We start from the raw sequence: 17,353 nt of genomic DNA, 5'->3' as shown, positions 1-17,353 counted from the left end.
TAATGTACACACACCCCACAACAAACACAAACCCGCAGCGTAAGCGCCATTTTACGCACACTGGTTTGCGCACTGTTGTGCACTAGAGATTTGCACCAGCGTCTAGTTCTAGCGCCTGTGCTCTAACGCCTTGCTCTAGTGCTGCACCCGTTGGATCTTCGCACCCAGCGAGCGCAGCTGCTCCGGGAAGTCCGGGTAGCCACGGTCGATGTGGTACACATCGTGGATCTCAGTCTCGCCATCTGCCACCAACCCGGCCAGCACCAGTCCGGCGCCGGCTCGAATGTCCGAACTCCAAACGGGTGCGGAAGAAAGCTGATCCGTCCCGCGGATCACCACGTGGTGGCCATCGATGCTGGCATCTGCGCCCAGGCGCATCATCTCGTCCACAAATCGGAAGCGAGATTCGAAGATGTTCTCCGTAATCACGCTCATTCCCTCACTGACCGTGCACAGGGCGATAGCCATCGGCTGCAAGTCGGTCGGGAATCCCGGGAAAGGCAGTGTCTGGTAGTCCACAGCCTTGGGGCGCTCCGGCTGCTGGACTCTAAATCCGGTCGGATAGGTCTCCACGTGCGCCCCCGCCAGCTTTAGCTTCTCCAACACCAGGTGCAGATGCTGCGGATCAATTCCGCCTACAGTGATGTCCCCCATCGTCATCGACGCTGCATATGCCCAGGTGCCTGCCACAATGCGGTCGCCCACAACCTCGTGGTCCACCGGGTGCAGGCGCTCTACGCCCTCGACGGTGATGGTGTTCGATCCGGCTCCGCTGATCTTCGCGCCCATCTCGGTCAGCATGTTGCACAGATCCACGATCTCGGGTTCGCGCGCAGCGTTATCCAGCACCGTCGTGCCCTCGGCCAGCACGGCGGCGGTCAGGATGTTCTCGGTCGCCCCGACCGAGGGGAAGTCCAACTTGATGTTCGCACCATGCAGCTCTTCTGCCTCGGCGACTAGGCAACCGTGTTCAATTTTGGTGGTTGCACCCAGCAGCTCCAGGCCGGACTGGTGCATATCAAGGGGGCGGGAGCCGATGGCGTCACCACCAGGAAGAGCAACCCGCGCCTTCAGACAACGCGAAGTCAACGGCCCCAATACGGCAACAGAAGCGCGGAATTGCCGAACCGCTTCAAAGTCCGCGTTGTACTCGATTTCCTCCGGCGTGGTAATGCGTACGACAGAGCCATCGAGCTCGACCTCGCACCCCAGGCCACGTAGTACCTCTGCCATATAAGGTACGTCGGCGATCTCGGGGCAGTTAGTCAGGGTCGTCGTCCCCGGTGCCAACAGTGCGGCTGACATCAGCTTAAGCACACTGTTTTTCGCGCCAGAAACCTTGATGGCGCCCTGCAGTTTGGTTCCACCTGTCACTACGAAGCTGTCTTTCACGCCACCCAGCCTACAAAAAATCGCCCCGCGCTTTGCGGAGCGATGGGCAGACGGAGCCGAGGGACCACTAGGCAGCGCCTCGCGGAGGCTGAATCAGGGCAGCGCGCCAATACGGCGAGCGGCGTTCACAGCCTCGTAGCGGGTGTGCGCGCCGAGCTTACGCATGACGGAGCGTAGGTAGCTCTTCACAGTCTCCGCGCCGATACCCATCTCGGCTGCAGCCTCCACGTTCGTGTGGCCCAGCGCCACGCAGGCCAACACGTCGAGCTCGCGCGCGGACAGCTTGGTGGTCTGTTTTACGCGCACGGGCGAAACCATCTGGTCGCATAGCACCTCGAGGTCGCGGCGCAGCTCTTCATCCTCTACGCGGTTGGCCAGCATGCGGAGCTTGCTGTGGGTGGCCCGGACCTGCTCCCACTCCGCACCGGACATCGAACGAACCTGTTTGGTGGACGACGCCCCCGTGGCAGCGCCACCCCCGGCCTCCGTCTCACGCATAGCCTCGTTCACAGCGAAGTCCTGCTCCAGGCAGCGGGCAGTCATAGTGACTTCTTCCAACACCTTGTCCCCCATGCGGGCGCGGGAGTGCACGCCTGCGTAAAGCACGCCTCGCACCTCGCGCTTCACGATCACCGGCACCGCAACTACGGAGTGCAGCCCCTCGTCGCGGATGTGACGGTCGAAGTCGTGGCTGATGGACTTTGCCCGAGTGTAATCAGACACACCCACTGGACGACGGGTGGTCATCACGCGGCCACCAACGCCAGCACCCGGGGCGATCTCCAGGTTGTGCAACGCCGGAGTGCGAAGCCCTACCCACTTGGAGATCCGCAGCCTGCCATCAGCCGCCCCTGCGGCGTACATGGTCACCGGGATTCCGGTCGCGTTTTTTAGGGAATTCAGCGCAGAGATGATGACGTCTTCGTCATCGCGTTGCCGCTGCTGGTCCACCTGTTCACTCCTCAAACTTGACCTCTGGCGCCCACCGCCTACGGGATACAGGCGCCGTGTGACTAGGGAGTATAGTTCACCCCCTAGCTACCCCCAAAACTGCCCCCGTGCTTTTATTCGCTACAAGCGAACGCAATGCTCAAACCCAATCGGGGCTAACGGTGGCTCAGCCTGGTAATTCGCGCCAGACTGTTGTCCACGATTGTGTCGGAGGTCTTCAGCAAGTGCTTTTCCAGCTTGCCTGCGATCAGTGGGACTCCGACATCCGCGGTCAGGGTCGCTTCACACGCCGTCTGTCCTGCCACCGGCGCATAAACAAATTGTGTCTGCATGGTGCCCATCCCCATCGGCAGCTCCATCGTCGCCGTGACCTCAAACGCGCCCGACGCGTCGGGCCTCGAAACGTAGGTCTCTTGGAAGGAGACAGGTTTCTCGCCGTTGTCGGAAAGCTCTTCTAGCTCTTTTTGTGACGCCCTCACTCCAACCCGCGCCCACACCCGACCATCGGGAAGCTCTTTCCGCTCTGCCTCGATGATTCGTGCGTCGGTCTTCTCCACCATTCCCTCATCGGTCAGCAGGAAGGTTTCGCTGGACACGACCTCGTAGACCTGTTGGACAGAGAGGTCGATCGTGCGGTTGACATGCTTGGAATGCGACATATCCGCAATTGTGCCAGGTTTAGCTCTTCGACTGCGGGCGTAGAGCGTCTATCTCGAGCATGGAGCACCTAGCGGTGCTGCCACTCCGGCTTGCGCTTCTCTGCGAAGGCGGCCATGCCTTCCTTTTGATCAGCGGTGTCGAAGAGGCGCCAGAACTGCTGTCGCTCGGCCTCCACGCCGTCTTCCAGCGTGGACCTGTAGGCCTCGTCCACCATCTCCGTCGCCGCGGCGAGCGCAACCTGGGACATGCTTGCCACCTTGGCGGCGATCTTCTGCACTTCCTCGGCGAAGCCTTCCGCCGGGAGCACGCGGGAGACCAAGCCGCTGCGTTCGGCTTCCTCCGCGTCCATCATGCGGCCGGTCAGGATCAGGTCCATCGCCTTGTACTTGCCCACTGCGCGGGTCAGACGCTGGGTGCCACCCATTCCCGGGATGATACCGAGGGTAATTTCCGGCTGGCCAAACTTTGCCGACTCGCTGGCCAGCAGGATGTCGCCCAGCATCGCCACCTCGCAGCCACCGCCCAGGGCGAAGCCGGAGACCGCGGTGATCAACGGGGTCTTCAACTGCGCCAGCTTCTCCCAGTCGGCGAACAGGCGCTTTTCTGCTACCTCCGGGTAGACCTCATCCTTCATCTCCTTGATATCGGCACCCGCTGCGAAAGCCTTCTCGCTGCCGGTGATGACGATGGCGCCGATGGCCGGGTCTGCATCCAGTGCCTCTGCAGCCGGAACAATCTCAGCGAGAACCTGGCTGTTCAACGCATTCAGGGCCTTCGGACGGTCGAGTGTGATAGTTGCGACCGCGCCCTCCACGGCCACCTGAATGGTCTCGTAGGGCTTGTCGGGGTTCGCGGGATCAAAGGAAGTCTGGGTGTTGGAAGTCATGGTTGCCATTGAACCAAATCCCCCGCTGCCGTGGCTGAGAATCCGCCAAAGCCCGGGGACGGTAGGGGCGTCAATAAAAGTCACCAGGACAGCAGTGGTGCGCAAGAAAGGTGTCGTGTAGACTACCCAGTATAGACCGATCAGTCTAGAATGAAAGGATCGCCCCCATGGCGAAGATTTACAACAACATCACCGACCTCATCGGCGGTACCCCCCTGGTCAAGCTGGGCGCATTCGGCGAAGGACTGAAGGCCAACGTCCTGCTGAAGCTGGAAGCTTTCAACCCGGCTAACTCCGTGAAGGACCGCATCGGCAAGGCCATCATCGAGGCAGCCGAAAAGGACGGCACCCTGAAGCCGGGCGGCACCATCGTCGAGGCCACCTCCGGCAACACCGGTATCGCGCTGGCAATGGTCGGCGCCGCCAAGGGCTACAAGGTCGTCCTGACCATGCCGGAGACCATGTCCAACGAGCGCCGCATCATGCTGCGCGCTCTGGGCGCAGAGCTAGTCCTGACCCCCGGCCCAGGCGGCATGCAGGGCGCGGTCGACAAGGCCAACGAAATCGTCGAGACCACGGAGAACGCCATCCTGGCCCGCCAGTTCGCCAACCCGGCCAACCCAGAGATCCACTACAACACCACCGGCCCGGAGATCTGGGAAGACACCGATGGTGAGGTAGACATCTTCGTCGCAGGTGTCGGCACCGGCGGCACCATCTCCGGTGCAGCGAAGTACCTGAAGGAAAAGAACGACAAGATCGAGGTTGTCGGTGTGGAGCCGGCGGACTCCCCGCTGCTGACCGAGGGACGCTTCGGTCCGCACAAGATCCAGGGTCTGGGCACCAACTTCTTCCCAGAGAACCTGAACAAGGACATCCTGGATCGCGTCATCGACGCTCCGCTGGAGAACGCAACCAAGACCGCCCGCGAGCTAGCTAAGGCCGAGGGCATCCTCGCCGGCATTTCCTCCGGTGCTGCCGTCTGGGCAGCCCTGGAAGAGGCCAAGAAGGACGAGAACGAGGGCAAGACCATCGTGGTTATCGTCCCCGACTTCGGCGAGCGCTACGTCTCCACCCTGCTGTTCGACGACCTGCGCGACTAGAATGCCGCTGGCCTCCAGCTACCTCCAGTAGCCAGAAATAGGCGCTACCACCTTTCCACCTTGCAGTGGAATAGGCGGCAGCGCCTTCTCGTTATAGTGGCTGCAAAAGATTTTTAGCCGAACCTCCCCCTCAATCGAAAGACCACACCTTTGAGCATTCTTGGACGCATCCGCGAAGACCTCGCCAATGCCCGCGAACACGACCCAGCGGCACGCGGGGACGTGGAAAACGCCATCGTATATTCAGGCCTGCATGCCATCTGGGCGCACCGGGTATCCCATGCGCTGTGGACGCGTGGCCATAGAGGCATTGCGCGCGTCATTAGCCAGATCACCCGCGGGCTGACGGGCATCGAGATTCACCCTGGAGCCACCATCGGCCGGAGGTTCTTTATCGACCACGGCATGGGTGTGGTTATCGGTGAAACCGCGGAGATCGGCGACGATGTAATGCTGTACCACGGCGTAACCCTGGGCGGCTCCGAACTAGTACAGCGCAAGCGCCATCCCACCATCGGCAACGGCGTGATGATCGGCGCCGGCGCGAAGGTGCTGGGCCCCATCACCATCGGCGAGGGCTCCGCGATCGGCGCCAACGCGGTGGTCACCAAGTCTGCGCCTCCGAACTCCATCCTGACGGGCATCCCGGCGAAGATTCGCCCCCGTAAGCCCAACCAGAACACCCCACTGGTGGATGCGGTGAAGTGGGTCGACGACATCCAGAACAACATATAGGCGCGCGAACGCGCGACCAACTAGGCCAGCAGCTCCTTGAAGTCCGGGTTCTTCTCCACGAAGGCCTCGACTGCGGAGCAGCTGGCCTTTACCTTTAGCCCCGCTTCCTTGGTAGCCATCAAGGCCTCGCAGATCAGGGGCTTGGATAGGCCTTGGCCACGAAACTCACCAGAGACGACCGTGTGGTTGAAATCGCGCACGCTGCCATCCTGGACGTACTCGGCAAAGCCGGCCTCCTGGTCATCCACATAGATGACAAAGCGGCTCTGGGCTTGATCGTGGACAATGCTCTTGGCGCCTGACATGGTGCTTGGGGGCTCCTTCACTGACTCTTGCTCTTCTATGTCTTTGCCCTGCCTCTATGCAGGATCTAACCCCCAGTCTACGTAGCCGCACATGCCACTCCCCCAACGGCAAAACCCCGGTAGCTTTATCGCTACCGGGGTTGGGATGTGGCCAGAGCCGGGATCGAACCGGCGACCTTTCACTTTTCAGGCGAACGCTCTACCAACTGAGCTATCTGGCCTTCGTTGCCCGATCGCTTCCGATTCGAACATCGAAGCGACCCTGACGGGACTTGAACCCGCGACCTCCGCCGTGACAGGGCGGCGCGCTAACCAACTGCGCCACAGGGCCAATAATGCCTGCGCAACTAAATAAAACGACCAGACAACAACTTGTCTAAGCCGTCCGTTGCACGAGAATAGACTCTACACAGTGGCGAACTTCTTAAGCAAATCAGCTGTTCAAACGCTATTTCCACAGCACCCCTGCGCCGCGTTTTTGAGACCTAACTGGGCGGAAAAGTGGGCGTCCATAAAAAGGTAAAAAGAAAAGAGCCTCCCGGCGCGAAAAGCACTGGAAAAGCTCTAGCTATGGCGACCCTGACGGGACTTGAACCCGCGACCTCCGCCGTGACAGGGCGGCGCGCTAACCAACTGCGCCACAGGGCCGTACTCCCAACGGGATTCGAACCCGTGTTACCGCCGTGAAAGGGCGGGGTCCTAGGCCTCTAGACGATGGGAGCATGTTTGTAACGCTTCCGCGTCTCAAACAGCTCGCTTAGTCTAACCTGCTCCCCGCACAACAACCAAATTGCCTGTCCCGCGACGCAAGACCTCGAGCTTCGACTCCAGCCACTCGGCAACCCCCGGCCACAGATCCCGACACTTCGAGCGGTAGAACCCCATGTGCCCGACCGGCCCATTCGCGGTCCCGTCCCCTCAAAAAAAGACAAACCCCCGGTTTCGACAACCGGGGGAAATCAAAAAGTGGGCCCTGTGGGGCTCGAACCCACGACCTGCGGATTAAAAGTCCGTAGCTCTACCAACTGAGCTAAAGGCCCAACGGGAAGCATTCTATCTAACGCCGAAGCGAAGCAGAAAATTGCCCCCGCATGGACGGCAATCAGTCACTACCTATTCAGCCGAGCACTAGCCCTTCATGGAGCCCTTCTCCGCCAGGTTGATGTGGAAATCGAAGGCGGTCTTCAGGTCGTGCGGGGTGTGCAGGAAGTGCCCCTCGGAGCAGGCGCGTTCGTAGTATTCCTCCAGCAACGGGCGGTAGTCCGGGTGCGCGACGGCGATAAGCTTCGGAACGCGATCACGCGGGGCAAGGCCGCGCAGGTCAGCGTAGCCGTACTCGGTGATCACAACCATCGTGTCGTGCTCGGTGTGGTCGATGTGGGTAGCGAAAGGCACGATCGCCGAAATATCGCCATCCTTCGCCGTGGACGGGGAAATGAAGGTGGATAGGAAGGCATTGCGGGTGAAGTCGCCAGAGCCACCGATGCCGTTCATGATGCGCGAGCCAGCGACGTTGGTGGAGTTCACGTTGCCGTAGATATCGCAGCCGATCATGCCGTTGGAGGCGATCAAGCCGGTGCGGCGAATGACCTCCGGATGGTTGGAGATCTGCTGCGGGCGCAGCACGATGTGTTCGCGGTAGTGCTTTGCCTCTGCGTTCATCTTCTCTGCGTATTCCGGCGACAGGGCGAAGGAGGTAGCGGAGGCGACGGTCATCTTGCCACTATCGATCAGGTCCAGCATGCCGTCCTGGATAACCTCGGTGTAGGCCTGGATGTTCTCGAACTTAGAATCCAGCAGGCCTGCCATCACGGCGTTCGGCACGTTACCCACGCCGGACTGCATGACGTAGCCGTCGTAGGTCAGGCGACCCGCCTGCACCTCGCCTTCCAGCAGATCCAGGAAGTGGCCGGCAATCTTCTCGGAGATCTCGTCGGTCGGCTTAAAGGGGGCGTTGCGGTCCGCAGCGTTGGTCTTAACGACGGCCACGACCTTGTTCTGGTCGACCGGAATGTATGGGGTGCCGATGCGGTCGCCGGCATGGTTGATCGGGATCGGGGTGCGGTTGGGCAGATCCTGGATCTTGTAGATGTCGTGCATACCCTCCAGGTCAAGGGACTGCCACTCGTTGACCTCGATGATGACCTTGCGGGCGGAGTTCAGGTACTCCACGTTGTTGCCCACCGCCGACGACGGGATGATATTGCCCGCCTCGTCGATGCGCACGGCTTCCACTACGGCTACGTCGAGGTTGCCGAAGAAGCCCTCCTCTACCTGCTGCCCCAGATGGGAAAGGTGGATGTCCTGGTACTTGATCTCACCAGCGTTGATCTTTTTGCGCATCACCGGGTCGGAAGCGTAGGGGGTGCGGTAGCGCACAGCGTCTGCCTCCGCCAGCACGCCGTCGCAGTCGGGTGCGGTGGAAGCTCCGGTGAAGAGGTCGATCTGAAAGTCCTCGCCACGGCTGTGCAGCTCGTTGGCCTTGTTGGCGATGGCGGTTGGTAGAGCCTTAGGGTATCCGGCGCCGGTGAAGCCGGACATGCCGATCTTGTCGCCGTGGTTGATGAACTGTGCCGCCTCGTCCGCGGACATGACCTTGGACTTGTAAAACTCGTTTGAGATGCGCTCAGACATCGCTTCCTCCTATATAGCTATGCAGCGGTTTTCCGCTTTCATTTCCTCAGCCTACATAAATGTGACTTAGCTCGCGCTCACCCTCTAGCCTATTGTTGAACAATCTTTGTTGCTACTGTCACCTCCCCCTTAGCCTTTTCTTCTTTCGCCCTTTCTTATTGACGCCCTTTGGTAATCGCCCCTTTAGAGTGTGAAAATGGTGCCTGTGACTACATCGACCGCAACCCCCACCCCCACCACAGAATCCTCCGTCCCTACCTCATCGACTCCCCAGGGACTCCAGATCGGACCCCTGAAGCTGGACTCCCCCGTTGTTCTGGCGCCGATGGCGGGCGTGACAAACGTCGCCTTCCGTAGCCTGTGCCGCGAGCAGGAGCGCGAGCGCATGGGCTCGGTCGCTGGGCTCTACGTCTGCGAAATGGTCACCGCGCGGGCGCTGGTCGAGCGCAACCCAAAGACGCTGCACATGACCACCTTCGCACCCGACGAAGACCCGCGAAGCCTGCAGCTGTACACCACCGACCCGGAGTACACCTACAAGGCGGCGAAGATGATCGTCGACGAGAACCTGGCCGACCACATCGACATGAACTTCGGTTGCCCGGTGCCGAAGGTAACCCGCCGTGGCGGCGGCTCTGCCCTGCCTTACAAGCGCAAGCTCTTCGGCAACATCGTGGCCGCTGCAGTAAAGGCCACCGAGGGAACGGATATTCCCGTCACCGTGAAAATGCGCGTAGGCATCGACGATGCGCACCACACACACCTGGACGCGGGTCGCATTGCCGTCGAGGAAGGCGCCGCCGCAGTCGCCCTGCACGGCCGTACGGCAGCGCAGCGCTACTCCGGCCAGGCAGATTGGAACGAGATCGCGCGCCTGAAGCAGCACCTGGCTCACACCGGCATCCCGGTGCTGGGCAACGGCGATATCTTCAAGGCCACGGACGCGCGGGCAATGATGGAACAAACCGGCTGCGACGGAGTGGTCGTTGGGCGAGGCTGCCTGGGACGTCCGTGGCTGTTCGCAGAGCTCTCCGCTGAGCTTCGGGGGCTTCCGATCCCCGCACAGCCAACACTGGGCGAGGTCGCCCGCATCATCCTGCGCCACGCGGAGTTGTTGGCTGCCCACGATGGCGAACAGAAGGCATGCCGCGACCTGCGCAAGCACATGACGTGGTACCTGCGGGGATTCCCCGCCGGCGGCGAGCTCCGCCGCAGCCTTTCCCGCGTAAGCAGCTTTGAGGAGCTGAAGTCCGCCCTCGCGGAGGTGTGGGATTCCCCCGCGTTGGCCGAGGACGCAGACGGCGCCCGCGGGCGCCAAGGCTCCCCTGCGAAAGTTGCCCTCCCGGAAGGCTGGCTGGACGATCCCTGGGACGAGGCTGTGCCGGACGGCGCTGATATCGAGAATAGCGGAGGCTAGGCCGGATCCGCGTAGCTGCCAATAGTTACACGGGGCTAAATTCTGGGGGCTGCTGCCCGAGCGCCGTAGACCCTCGGCGACTATAGTTGCCTTTCATGCGAAGGGTATATAGAGACCAACTCCGGGAATTCAGACACGATATTTCCCTGATGGCGGATTTCACGCGCACAGCGCTGGATTCTGCCACCCGTGCCCTGCTCAACGCTGATCTAGCATTGGCGGAAAAGATCCTCGGCAGCGTGGATACCCTGGAAGATCTGCGCGTCACGTCGGAAAAGGCCGCATTCCAGCTACTGGCGCTAGAGGCTCCCGTGGCCAGGGACCTGCGCGTGGTGGTCGCGGGCCAGCACATTGTCGAGGATTTCACCCGCATGGGCGCGCTTGCGGTGCATGTGGCGAAGGTGGCGCGGCGGCGTCATCCAGAAAATGCCGTACCCGAGGCCATCCGTCCGTTTATCGAAGAGATGGCGCGGCAGTGCGACAACTCGGCGATGAAGGTGCAGGAGCTGCTCCGTCACTTGGACGTTCAGACCGCACTTGAGCTCATCGAAGACGACGACGCGGTCGACGATATCCACCGGCACCTCTTCCAGCTGACTACGATGCGCGAGTGGCCTCACTCTGTACGCGAGGCCGTTGACCTCACGCTGCTGTCCCGCTACTTGGAGCGCTTTTCCGATCACGCTGTGACGATCGGCAGCCGCATCATCTTCATCGCAACGGGCCTAACCCCGGACGAATACCAGCGCAAGCAGGAAGACGAAGAAGCCCAGCGCCGCTTCCGCGAAGAGTTCGACGAGATGCGCTACCGCTACGACAGGAACTTCGACTACTAACTGCTGTAGACCTTCTGAGCGAACATCGCCGCGTTCAGGGCATCGTCAAGTAGCTGTTCCGGCGTACGGCTGACGTCCAGCTGGATACCCTTCTCCCCCGGCGTGAGGCGCTGCAGGTCTTCCAACTGCGCGGTCAGCAGCTCGCGTGGCATATCCGCGTCTCCCACGCGGTTCCTCATACGCTCCGCGAGCACGTCCTCGGTGCCGTAGAGGTGCACGTAGAACACGGTCGCATTCTCGCCCACATCGTTGAGGATCTCGCGATGATCGATACGCAGCGCAGTGCATGCGGTAACGGTGTTGTTACCCTCTGCAGCCTCGTCCGCGATCCAATCGCGCACGATTCCCAGCCACTTACGGCGGCCCGACTCTGGCGGGAGCTTGCCGTCCTGCAGGATCTCCAGTGCGCCTTCGGGGTGCAGATCGTCGGCCTCCTGTAGCTTCCAGCCGGTCTTCTCGGCCATGGCGCGCGCCAGGGTGGTTTTGCCGCTGCCACTCACCCCCATCACTACTACGTGGAGGGTTGCCGGAGTCTCTGAGCTAGACATGTTGGCTCCTTTCTGTCTGCAATGCCCGTCGCTGCCTCTAGTATGCCGTTTTATTTTTACTATTGACGCCAAAAGCGGGGTTCCGGTGTTTACCGGAACCCCGCTAGTGGGTGGCGGGCTCTGTGAAGCTCCGCCGTACAGACACTTTCTTAATTCTTCCCTCCGCGCTGGGAGGGAGGCGAGGGATCTTTAGCCGAAGCGGCCGGAGATGTAGTCCTCGGTCTCCTTCTTGGTCGGGTTTTCGAAAATCTGCTTGGTCGGGCCAACCTCAACCAGCTGGCCGGGCTTGCCAGTAGCTTCCAGGGAGTAGAAGGCAGTCTGATCGGACACACGGGCTGCCTGCTGCATGTTGTGGGTCACGATGACGATGGTGAACTCTTCCTTCAGCTCGTGGATCAGGTCCTCGACAGCCAGGGTGGAGATCGGGTCCAGGGCGGAGCAGGGCTCGTCCATCAGCAGGACTTCCGGCTCGACCGCGATAGCGCGGGCGATGCACAGACGCTGCTGCTGACCACCGGAAAGGCCGCCACCCGGCTTGTCCAGACGATCCTTAACTTCGTCCCACAGGTTGGAGCCACGCAGTGCGCGCTCCGCAACCTCGCGGAGCTTCTTCTTGTTCTTCTCGCCGGCCAGCTTCAGGCCAGCCACGACGTTCTCCTCGATGGACATCGTCGGGAAGGGGTTAGCCTTCTGGAACACCATGCCGATGGTGTTGCGGACAGCCACCGGGTCGATCTTCGGGCCGTAAATGTCTTCGCCGTCGAGCAGGATCTCACCCTTGACGTGGGCACCGGGGATAACCTCGTGCATACGGTTCAGGGTGCGCAGCACGGTGGACTTACCGCAGCCGGACGGGCCGATGAAGGCGGTCACTGCCTTCGGCGGGATGTGTAGGTTGACGTCCTGTACGGCGTGGAAGTCACCGTAATAAATGTTGACGTCGTTGAGGTCTAGGCGCTTAGCCATTGTGTTGTTCTCCTAGGGTCCTAGGGTGACCGCCCTTTTGTATGGGACGGTCGTCGTTCTGTGCAAGTGAAGAGGCTTTGTTTGGTTTTCGGTCCCGGCGGGGTCTAAGGGCTTGGGCTAAGCCTTAGGCCTTCACCGAGTAGCGCTTCGAGATCAGACGGGCGCCAATCATCAGGATGGCAACCAGCAGCACCAGGGTCAGTGCGGAGCCCCACAGGCGCTCCAGCACGAACTCGTTACTGCCGGCGCTGTACAGGTCAACCATGTACAGCGGCAGGGATTGCTGGCCACCCTCGAACGGGTTCCAGTTGATCTTGGTGGTGGAACCAACCAAGATCAGCACCGGTGCGGACTCACCCATCACGCGGGCAACGGCCAGCATGATGCCGGTAACGATGCCGGACAGTGCGGTCGGCAGGACGATCTTGACGATGGTCTTCCACTTCGGCACGCCCAGTGCGTAGGAGGCCTCGCGCAGATCCATCGGAACCACGCGCAGCATCTCTTCCGCGTTACGCACGATGATCGGAACCATCAGCAGCACCAGCGCAATCGAGACGGCGAAGCCAGATCGCTCGAAGCCGAAGGTGGTGATCCACATTGCGTAGACGAACAGGGCGGCAACGATGGAAGGAACACCGGTCAGAATGTCGACCATGAAGGTCGTGATTCGGCCGAGGAAGTTTCCGCGGGAGTACTCCACCAGGTAGATGGCGGTGAACACACCGATCGGGACGGAGAGCGCGGAGGTAACCAGAACCTGTATCAGGGTACCGATGATGGCGTGAACTGCACCGCCACCGGCCTTGTTACGGGGCTGGCCGACCATGTCGTACATCCACCAGTCGGGGTTGAGGATCGCGGGCAAGCCGTCGCTGAGGACCTTGACCAGAACCCACAGCAGAGGAACTAGAGCCAAAGCCATCGCCAGGTAGATGATGACGGTGGCGGCCTTATCCGCAGCCTTACGCTTGCCGGAGATCTGGGTGAAGAGGGCAGAGGACGAAGAGGACTTCTTGTTTTCTACAGCTACTGCATCAGTCATTGTTTTTACGTCTCCTACTTCTTCGACACAACGGCGCGGGCGGCAGCGTTAACCAGGAAGGTCAACAGGAACAGCACGAGGCCGGCGGAAATGTAGGCACCCGCCTTCAGCTCGTCGTTGAATTCCGGCGCAGCGGCCGCGATGGCGGTCGCGAAGGTCGTACCACCGTCCATCAGGGAGCCACGGAAGCCAGCGGAGCTAGCGATGACCATGTACAGAGCCATGGTCTCGCCCAGTGCGCGCCCCAGACCCAGCATCGCGCCGGAGATGTAGCCGGACAGGCCGAACGGCAGCACGGTCATACGAACAACTTCCCAGCGGGTTGCACCCAGTGCCAGAGCAGCTTCGACGTGCCCCTTCGGGGTCTGAACGAAGACCTCACGGGTGGTTGCGGCAATGACAGGCAGAATCATGATTGCCAGAACGATGCCACCGGTGAAGATATTTCGAGAGGTGGAGAATGGTGGGGAGCTTCCCTGCTGGTGGTTGAAGAGGAAGAATCCGCCAGCCCAACCGGACAGCCACTCAAAGAAGTCGCCCAGTGCCGGGCCGAGGACGTAAGCACCCCAGATACCGAACACGATGGAAGGCACTGCAGCCAGCAGGTCGACCATGAAGCCCAGGGGCTTCACCAGAGACTTCGGGCAGTAGTTGGACAGGAAGATCGCGATTCCCAGGGCGACCGGCATTGCCAGTACCAGGGCGACAAGCGAAACCAGGACAGTGGTGAAGAACAGGTTCGGGATACCGAACTGCATCCATCCACCGTCGTTGGTGGTGTAGTCGGTGTTCCAGCGCTCGCCGTAGGTGAAGAAGCTGAAAATACCGTCGCGCAGGCGGCCCATTGCGGGAACTGCCTGCAAGATCAGGAACAGGCCGATCAGCGCGATGATCACGGTGATCAGGATTGAGGAGGTCTTTGCCAGCGTTTCAAAAACAACATCGCCAGGGCGCTTAACGTTGCCACCGCCGGAGCGCTGACTGTTGTCTGCCAACTGGTGATCCTGCTTCGGCTGAGGAGCGTCGCCCTCTGCCTCTGTGGACTTGGCGACCTCAACCTTATTGGCGTTTGCCATGAGGAATCCTTAAAAGGTCGTTATGTATTACGAGAATTTTTTGCGAACGTGTTTCGCGTCACTACTGCTGCCTCATTCAGACCGCAACCCCCGATCGAAAAACGAGCGGGGGTTAAGTCGCTGACCGTTAGGCAGCTATGGCTTTCTCAGTTGAAGAAAACCAGCATTTAAAGCAGTCGTGGACTACTTCAGAGCGTCGACAGCCTTCTCCAGCTTGGACTTGAACTCGCCGTCCAGCGGGATGTAGCCCTGGTCAGCCAGGTCATCGTTCTGGTTGTCCAGGATGGTGTACAGGAAGTTCTTGACCAGCTTGCCGGTGTTCTCGTCGTAGCCAGCGGAGCAGACGATCTCGTAGGTGGTCAGAACCAGCGGGTACTCGCCCTCGCCCTTCAGGGAGTACAGCTTCTTGGAGTCAACGACCAGGTCGTTGCCCTCGCCCTTGAACTCAGCAGCGCTCAGAGCCTTGTTGACGTTCTCCTTGTTCAGCTCAACCGGGCCAGCACCGAAGTCGATGTTTGCGACGTTGACCTTGTCCAGCTCCTCAGCGAAGCCGGACTCAACGTAGGTGATTGCACCGTCGGTTTGAGCAACCTGGTCAGCAACACCCTTAGACTTCGGAGCACCAGTGCCGACCTTGGTCGGGAACTGCTTGCCCTCGGAGTCCCACTCGCCGGTGGAAGCGGACAGGAACTTCTGGAAGTTGTCGGAGGTACCGGACTCATCAGAGCGGTAAACAACCTCGATCGGCTTGGACGGCAGATCCACGCCCTCGTTTTCGGACTTGATGGCCTCGTCGTCCCACTTCTTGATCTCGCCCTTGAAGATCTTGGCGACGGTCTTGGTGGACAGGTTCAGGGTGTCCACACCCTCCAGGTGGTAGGCGATAGCAACCGGGCCGATAACCATCGGCAGGTGCCATGCGTCGTTACCCTCGCAGCGCTTCTTAGCGTCTGCGATCTGGTCGTCCTTCAGCGGAGAGTCGGAACCAGCAAAGTCAGCCTGGCCAGCGATGAACTTCTTCTGGCCGTCACCGGAACCGGAAGCGGTGTATGCCAGGGTAGCGCCGGTGTTAGAGAAAGCCGGGCCGAAGATGTTCTGGATTGCGTTGTCCTGAGAGGAAGCGCCCTCACCGCGCAGCTCGCCGGTGGCCTCCTCCATCTCACGGGTGCTCTCGGCACCGTTGCTGCCACCGTTGTCGTTGTTGTCAGCGTTGGAGCAAGCGGTCAGGATCAGGGAACCAGCAAACAGGGTTGCGGCTGCGGCGCTGGTGCGCTTCATGGTGAACTTCACGAGGTTCTCCTCCGAAAATTGTCAGAAGTACAGAAAGTGTCGTACAGGAATAGCCCGCAGTTGTGGGAGCCACTCTTGCTTCATCAGAAAAGTTAATCGGCGCTTATGGAATTAAAGAATGCTAGAAGTTAACTCTAGGTGAACTATCTCATCCCCCCAGGTAACAACCGGTTTACACCCGTTTTACCCACCGATAAAGCCACCGAAATACACACCTAGCCACTACCCCCGCGTGAAGAAAAGATACCCGAGTTCACCTCGCGTTAACCATGCGATCGTCAGTGCAGCCCCTAAACCACGCGACACCCTGACGAAAGCTAAACCCCGTTACGCAAATCTTAAGTTTTTTCTTACCTTTGGGTGTGTCCGGTAACTCTGGTCAGACTCAGAGGCGACCGCGATAAACAACGTCGGTGTGGACCACCTCAAAACCAAGGCGCTTGTACGTAGACACAGCCGGCGCGTTGTCCCCCTCAACGTAAAGCTCAATGCAGCCACATCCGCGATCCAGCAGCAGCTTCATGCCCAGCAGCGTAATTGCTTGCCCCAGCCCCCTGCCACGCGCATCGTCGGACAGGCAGACGACATACACCTCGCCCGTGCGCTGCCCGGAGTCCTTTTCTTTTTCCTCCAGTGGAATCTTGGTCCAGTGGAATCCGGCTAGACGGAACACATCATCACAGCCGGTACCCTCGCCACTTTCACCCCCCTCGGACGCACAGGGAATGCCCACGCGCTCCGCCGCGGAATTTTGGTCACGCACCCACAGCATCAGCACACCGTCGGGCTCGAACCAGTTCGTATCGCGAGCAGCACGCAGACGCTCGCTATCCCAGCCACCCTGCTCTGGGTGCCACGCAAAAGCCTCATTGTTTACGCGCACCCATTCCGCGTCCACAGAGTCTGCGTCGAAGCGCTCAATTGATTCGCTATAGGTCAGCACCTCAATCCCCTGCTCCGCGCAGAGATCCGCAGCCTCGGCGCTCTTAGCCTCAATGTTCCTGGCCGATTTCGTCGCAGGCAGGCAATCCAGCGACATCTTCAGGAGCTCACGGGTACGGCGGGCATTCAAAGATTCAACGAAACGCTGCGCGCCGGCGGAATCACCATGGGCCCACACATCAATTGCACCGCTGACTCCCAGCTGATCCCGCAGGGCCTCAAACAACCCGACCCCTACTCCGCGGTGGCGCCCTTCCGGAGACACCGCCAGCTCAATAACACGATCTGGATCCATGGCCAGCACGCCGACCACCCGGTCGCGCTGTTCGCCCCGTGTGCCTTCCGCAGTGCGCTCATCGCTGACCGCTACTACATGCTTGTGACCAAAGTCCTCGTCGATCCCCCGCACAAAGGCTTCGCTAATCGCAGCCACGCCATCGGCCTCAGCGACCTCTTGCAACACCTCGTGGACCCCCTCCAGCACCTCGGAGTGCTCCCACAGGTCTTCATATGTGTCGTAAGTAATAGCCATGTCCCCGATTGTCCCCCACTTTCGGAATCTATGAG

16 protein-coding genes and 5 tRNA genes are annotated in these 17,353 nt (G+C 60.5%); 4 read left to right on the top strand and 17 right to left on the bottom strand.

The features are described from left to right. Window positions 1–135: 135 nt before the first annotated feature. From murA to HMPREF2678_RS00225, 4 genes are all read right to left on the bottom strand, one after another. Window positions 136–1,392 (bottom strand): UDP-N-acetylglucosamine 1-carboxyvinyltransferase, encoded by a 1,257-nt coding sequence (gene murA, locus HMPREF2678_RS00240; RefSeq protein WP_070550477.1) that lies wholly within the window; start codon window positions 1,390–1,392, stop codon window positions 136–138. A 93-nt stretch (window positions 1,393–1,485) separates the two neighbouring features. After that, a complete protein-coding gene (gene ramA / locus HMPREF2678_RS00235) occupies window positions 1,486–2,343 on the bottom strand; it encodes an acetate metabolism transcriptional regulator RamA (protein WP_034966332.1) in 858 nt (285 codons plus the stop codon). Between the two features lie 155 nt (window positions 2,344–2,498). Next, window positions 2,499–3,002: a DUF2505 family protein gene (locus tag HMPREF2678_RS00230; RefSeq protein ID WP_034966334.1), complete on the bottom strand. Its 504-nt coding sequence runs from the start codon at window positions 3,000–3,002 to the stop codon at window positions 2,499–2,501. Window positions 3,003–3,070: 68 nt separating this feature from the next. Continuing rightward, a complete protein-coding gene (locus HMPREF2678_RS00225; RefSeq protein WP_034977594.1) occupies window positions 3,071–3,898 on the bottom strand; it encodes an enoyl-CoA hydratase-related protein in 828 nt (275 codons plus the stop codon). Between the two features lie 158 nt (window positions 3,899–4,056). Here HMPREF2678_RS00225 and cysK point away from each other — a divergent pair, with 158 nt between their 5' ends. Further along, window positions 4,057–4,992, top strand: a complete 936-nt coding sequence (gene cysK / locus HMPREF2678_RS00220; protein WP_034966337.1) for a cysteine synthase A — start codon at window positions 4,057–4,059, stop codon at window positions 4,990–4,992. 150 nt (window positions 4,993–5,142) lie between these two features. Further along, complete coding sequence (epsC, locus tag HMPREF2678_RS00215; RefSeq protein WP_070550476.1) at window positions 5,143–5,727, top strand: serine O-acetyltransferase EpsC; 585 nt, start codon at window positions 5,143–5,145, stop codon at window positions 5,725–5,727. Window positions 5,728–5,747: 20 nt separating this feature from the next. On the opposite strand, the gene HMPREF2678_RS00210 is transcribed toward epsC, so the two are convergent. The 7 genes from HMPREF2678_RS00210 to HMPREF2678_RS00180 all read right to left on the bottom strand — a co-directional run bounded on the left by HMPREF2678_RS00210 (window position 5,748) and on the right by HMPREF2678_RS00180 (window position 8,666). After that, window positions 5,748–6,032, bottom strand: coding sequence for a GNAT family N-acetyltransferase (locus HMPREF2678_RS00210; RefSeq protein WP_034966341.1), 285 nt, complete (start codon window positions 6,030–6,032; stop codon window positions 5,748–5,750). Between the two features lie 148 nt (window positions 6,033–6,180). Next, a tRNA-Phe gene (locus HMPREF2678_RS00205) sits at window positions 6,181–6,253 on the bottom strand. 36 nt (window positions 6,254–6,289) lie between these two features. Further along, window positions 6,290–6,363 (bottom strand) — tRNA-Asp (locus HMPREF2678_RS00200). Between the two features lie 240 nt (window positions 6,364–6,603). Next, window positions 6,604–6,680, bottom strand: a tRNA-Asp gene (locus tag HMPREF2678_RS00195). Window position 6,681: 1 nt separating this feature from the next. After that, window positions 6,682–6,754, bottom strand: a tRNA-Glu gene (locus HMPREF2678_RS00190). Window positions 6,755–6,999: 245 nt separating this feature from the next. Further along, window positions 7,000–7,072 (bottom strand) — tRNA-Lys (locus tag HMPREF2678_RS00185). Window positions 7,073–7,160: 88 nt separating this feature from the next. Then, window positions 7,161–8,666, bottom strand: coding sequence for an acetyl-CoA hydrolase/transferase family protein (locus tag HMPREF2678_RS00180; protein ID WP_070550475.1), 1,506 nt, complete (start codon window positions 8,664–8,666; stop codon window positions 7,161–7,163). A gap of 283 nt (window positions 8,667–8,949) precedes the next feature. Between HMPREF2678_RS00180 and dusB the strand changes: the two genes are divergently transcribed. Then, a complete protein-coding gene (dusB, locus tag HMPREF2678_RS00175; RefSeq protein ID WP_043015042.1) occupies window positions 8,950–10,083 on the top strand; it encodes a tRNA dihydrouridine synthase DusB in 1,134 nt (377 codons plus the stop codon). Window positions 10,084–10,178: 95 nt separating this feature from the next. Then, complete coding sequence (phoU, locus tag HMPREF2678_RS00170) at window positions 10,179–10,919, top strand: phosphate signaling complex protein PhoU (RefSeq protein WP_070550474.1); 741 nt, start codon at window positions 10,179–10,181, stop codon at window positions 10,917–10,919. Here the strand turns inward: phoU and HMPREF2678_RS00165 are convergent. From HMPREF2678_RS00165 to HMPREF2678_RS00140, 6 genes are all read right to left on the bottom strand, one after another. Continuing rightward, window positions 10,916–11,467, bottom strand: a complete 552-nt coding sequence (locus HMPREF2678_RS00165; protein ID WP_070550473.1) for a gluconokinase — start codon at window positions 11,465–11,467, stop codon at window positions 10,916–10,918. The genes phoU and HMPREF2678_RS00165 overlap by 4 nt on opposite strands. A 189-nt stretch (window positions 11,468–11,656) precedes the next feature. After that, window positions 11,657–12,433 (bottom strand): phosphate ABC transporter ATP-binding protein PstB, encoded by a 777-nt coding sequence (gene pstB / locus HMPREF2678_RS00160; RefSeq protein WP_034966347.1) that lies wholly within the window; start codon window positions 12,431–12,433, stop codon window positions 11,657–11,659. Between the two features lie 124 nt (window positions 12,434–12,557). Next, entirely contained in the window at window positions 12,558–13,478 is a 921-nt protein-coding gene (gene pstA / locus HMPREF2678_RS00155) for a phosphate ABC transporter permease PstA (protein ID WP_034966354.1), read from the bottom strand. A 14-nt stretch (window positions 13,479–13,492) separates the two neighbouring features. Further along, window positions 13,493–14,554, bottom strand: coding sequence for a phosphate ABC transporter permease subunit PstC (gene pstC / locus HMPREF2678_RS00150; RefSeq protein WP_070550472.1), 1,062 nt, complete (start codon window positions 14,552–14,554; stop codon window positions 13,493–13,495). A 183-nt stretch (window positions 14,555–14,737) separates the two neighbouring features. Next, a complete protein-coding gene (gene pstS / locus HMPREF2678_RS00145) occupies window positions 14,738–15,844 on the bottom strand; it encodes a phosphate ABC transporter substrate-binding protein PstS (protein ID WP_371325825.1) in 1,107 nt (368 codons plus the stop codon). Between the two features lie 385 nt (window positions 15,845–16,229). Continuing rightward, window positions 16,230–17,318 carry a GNAT family N-acetyltransferase gene (locus HMPREF2678_RS00140; RefSeq protein ID WP_070550471.1) on the bottom strand — a complete coding sequence of 363 codons (1,089 nt, stop codon included), beginning with the start codon at window positions 17,316–17,318 and terminating at the stop codon, window positions 16,230–16,232. Between the last annotated feature and the right edge of the window lie 35 nt (window positions 17,319–17,353).

Source organism: Corynebacterium sp. HMSC058E07, assembly GCF_001809885.1.
Taxonomy (GTDB): Bacteria; Actinomycetota; Actinomycetes; order Mycobacteriales; family Mycobacteriaceae; genus Corynebacterium; species Corynebacterium macclintockiae.
The sequence above is the reverse complement of the archived record's forward strand: the minus strand, read 5'-3'. Positions and strand labels throughout refer to the sequence as shown.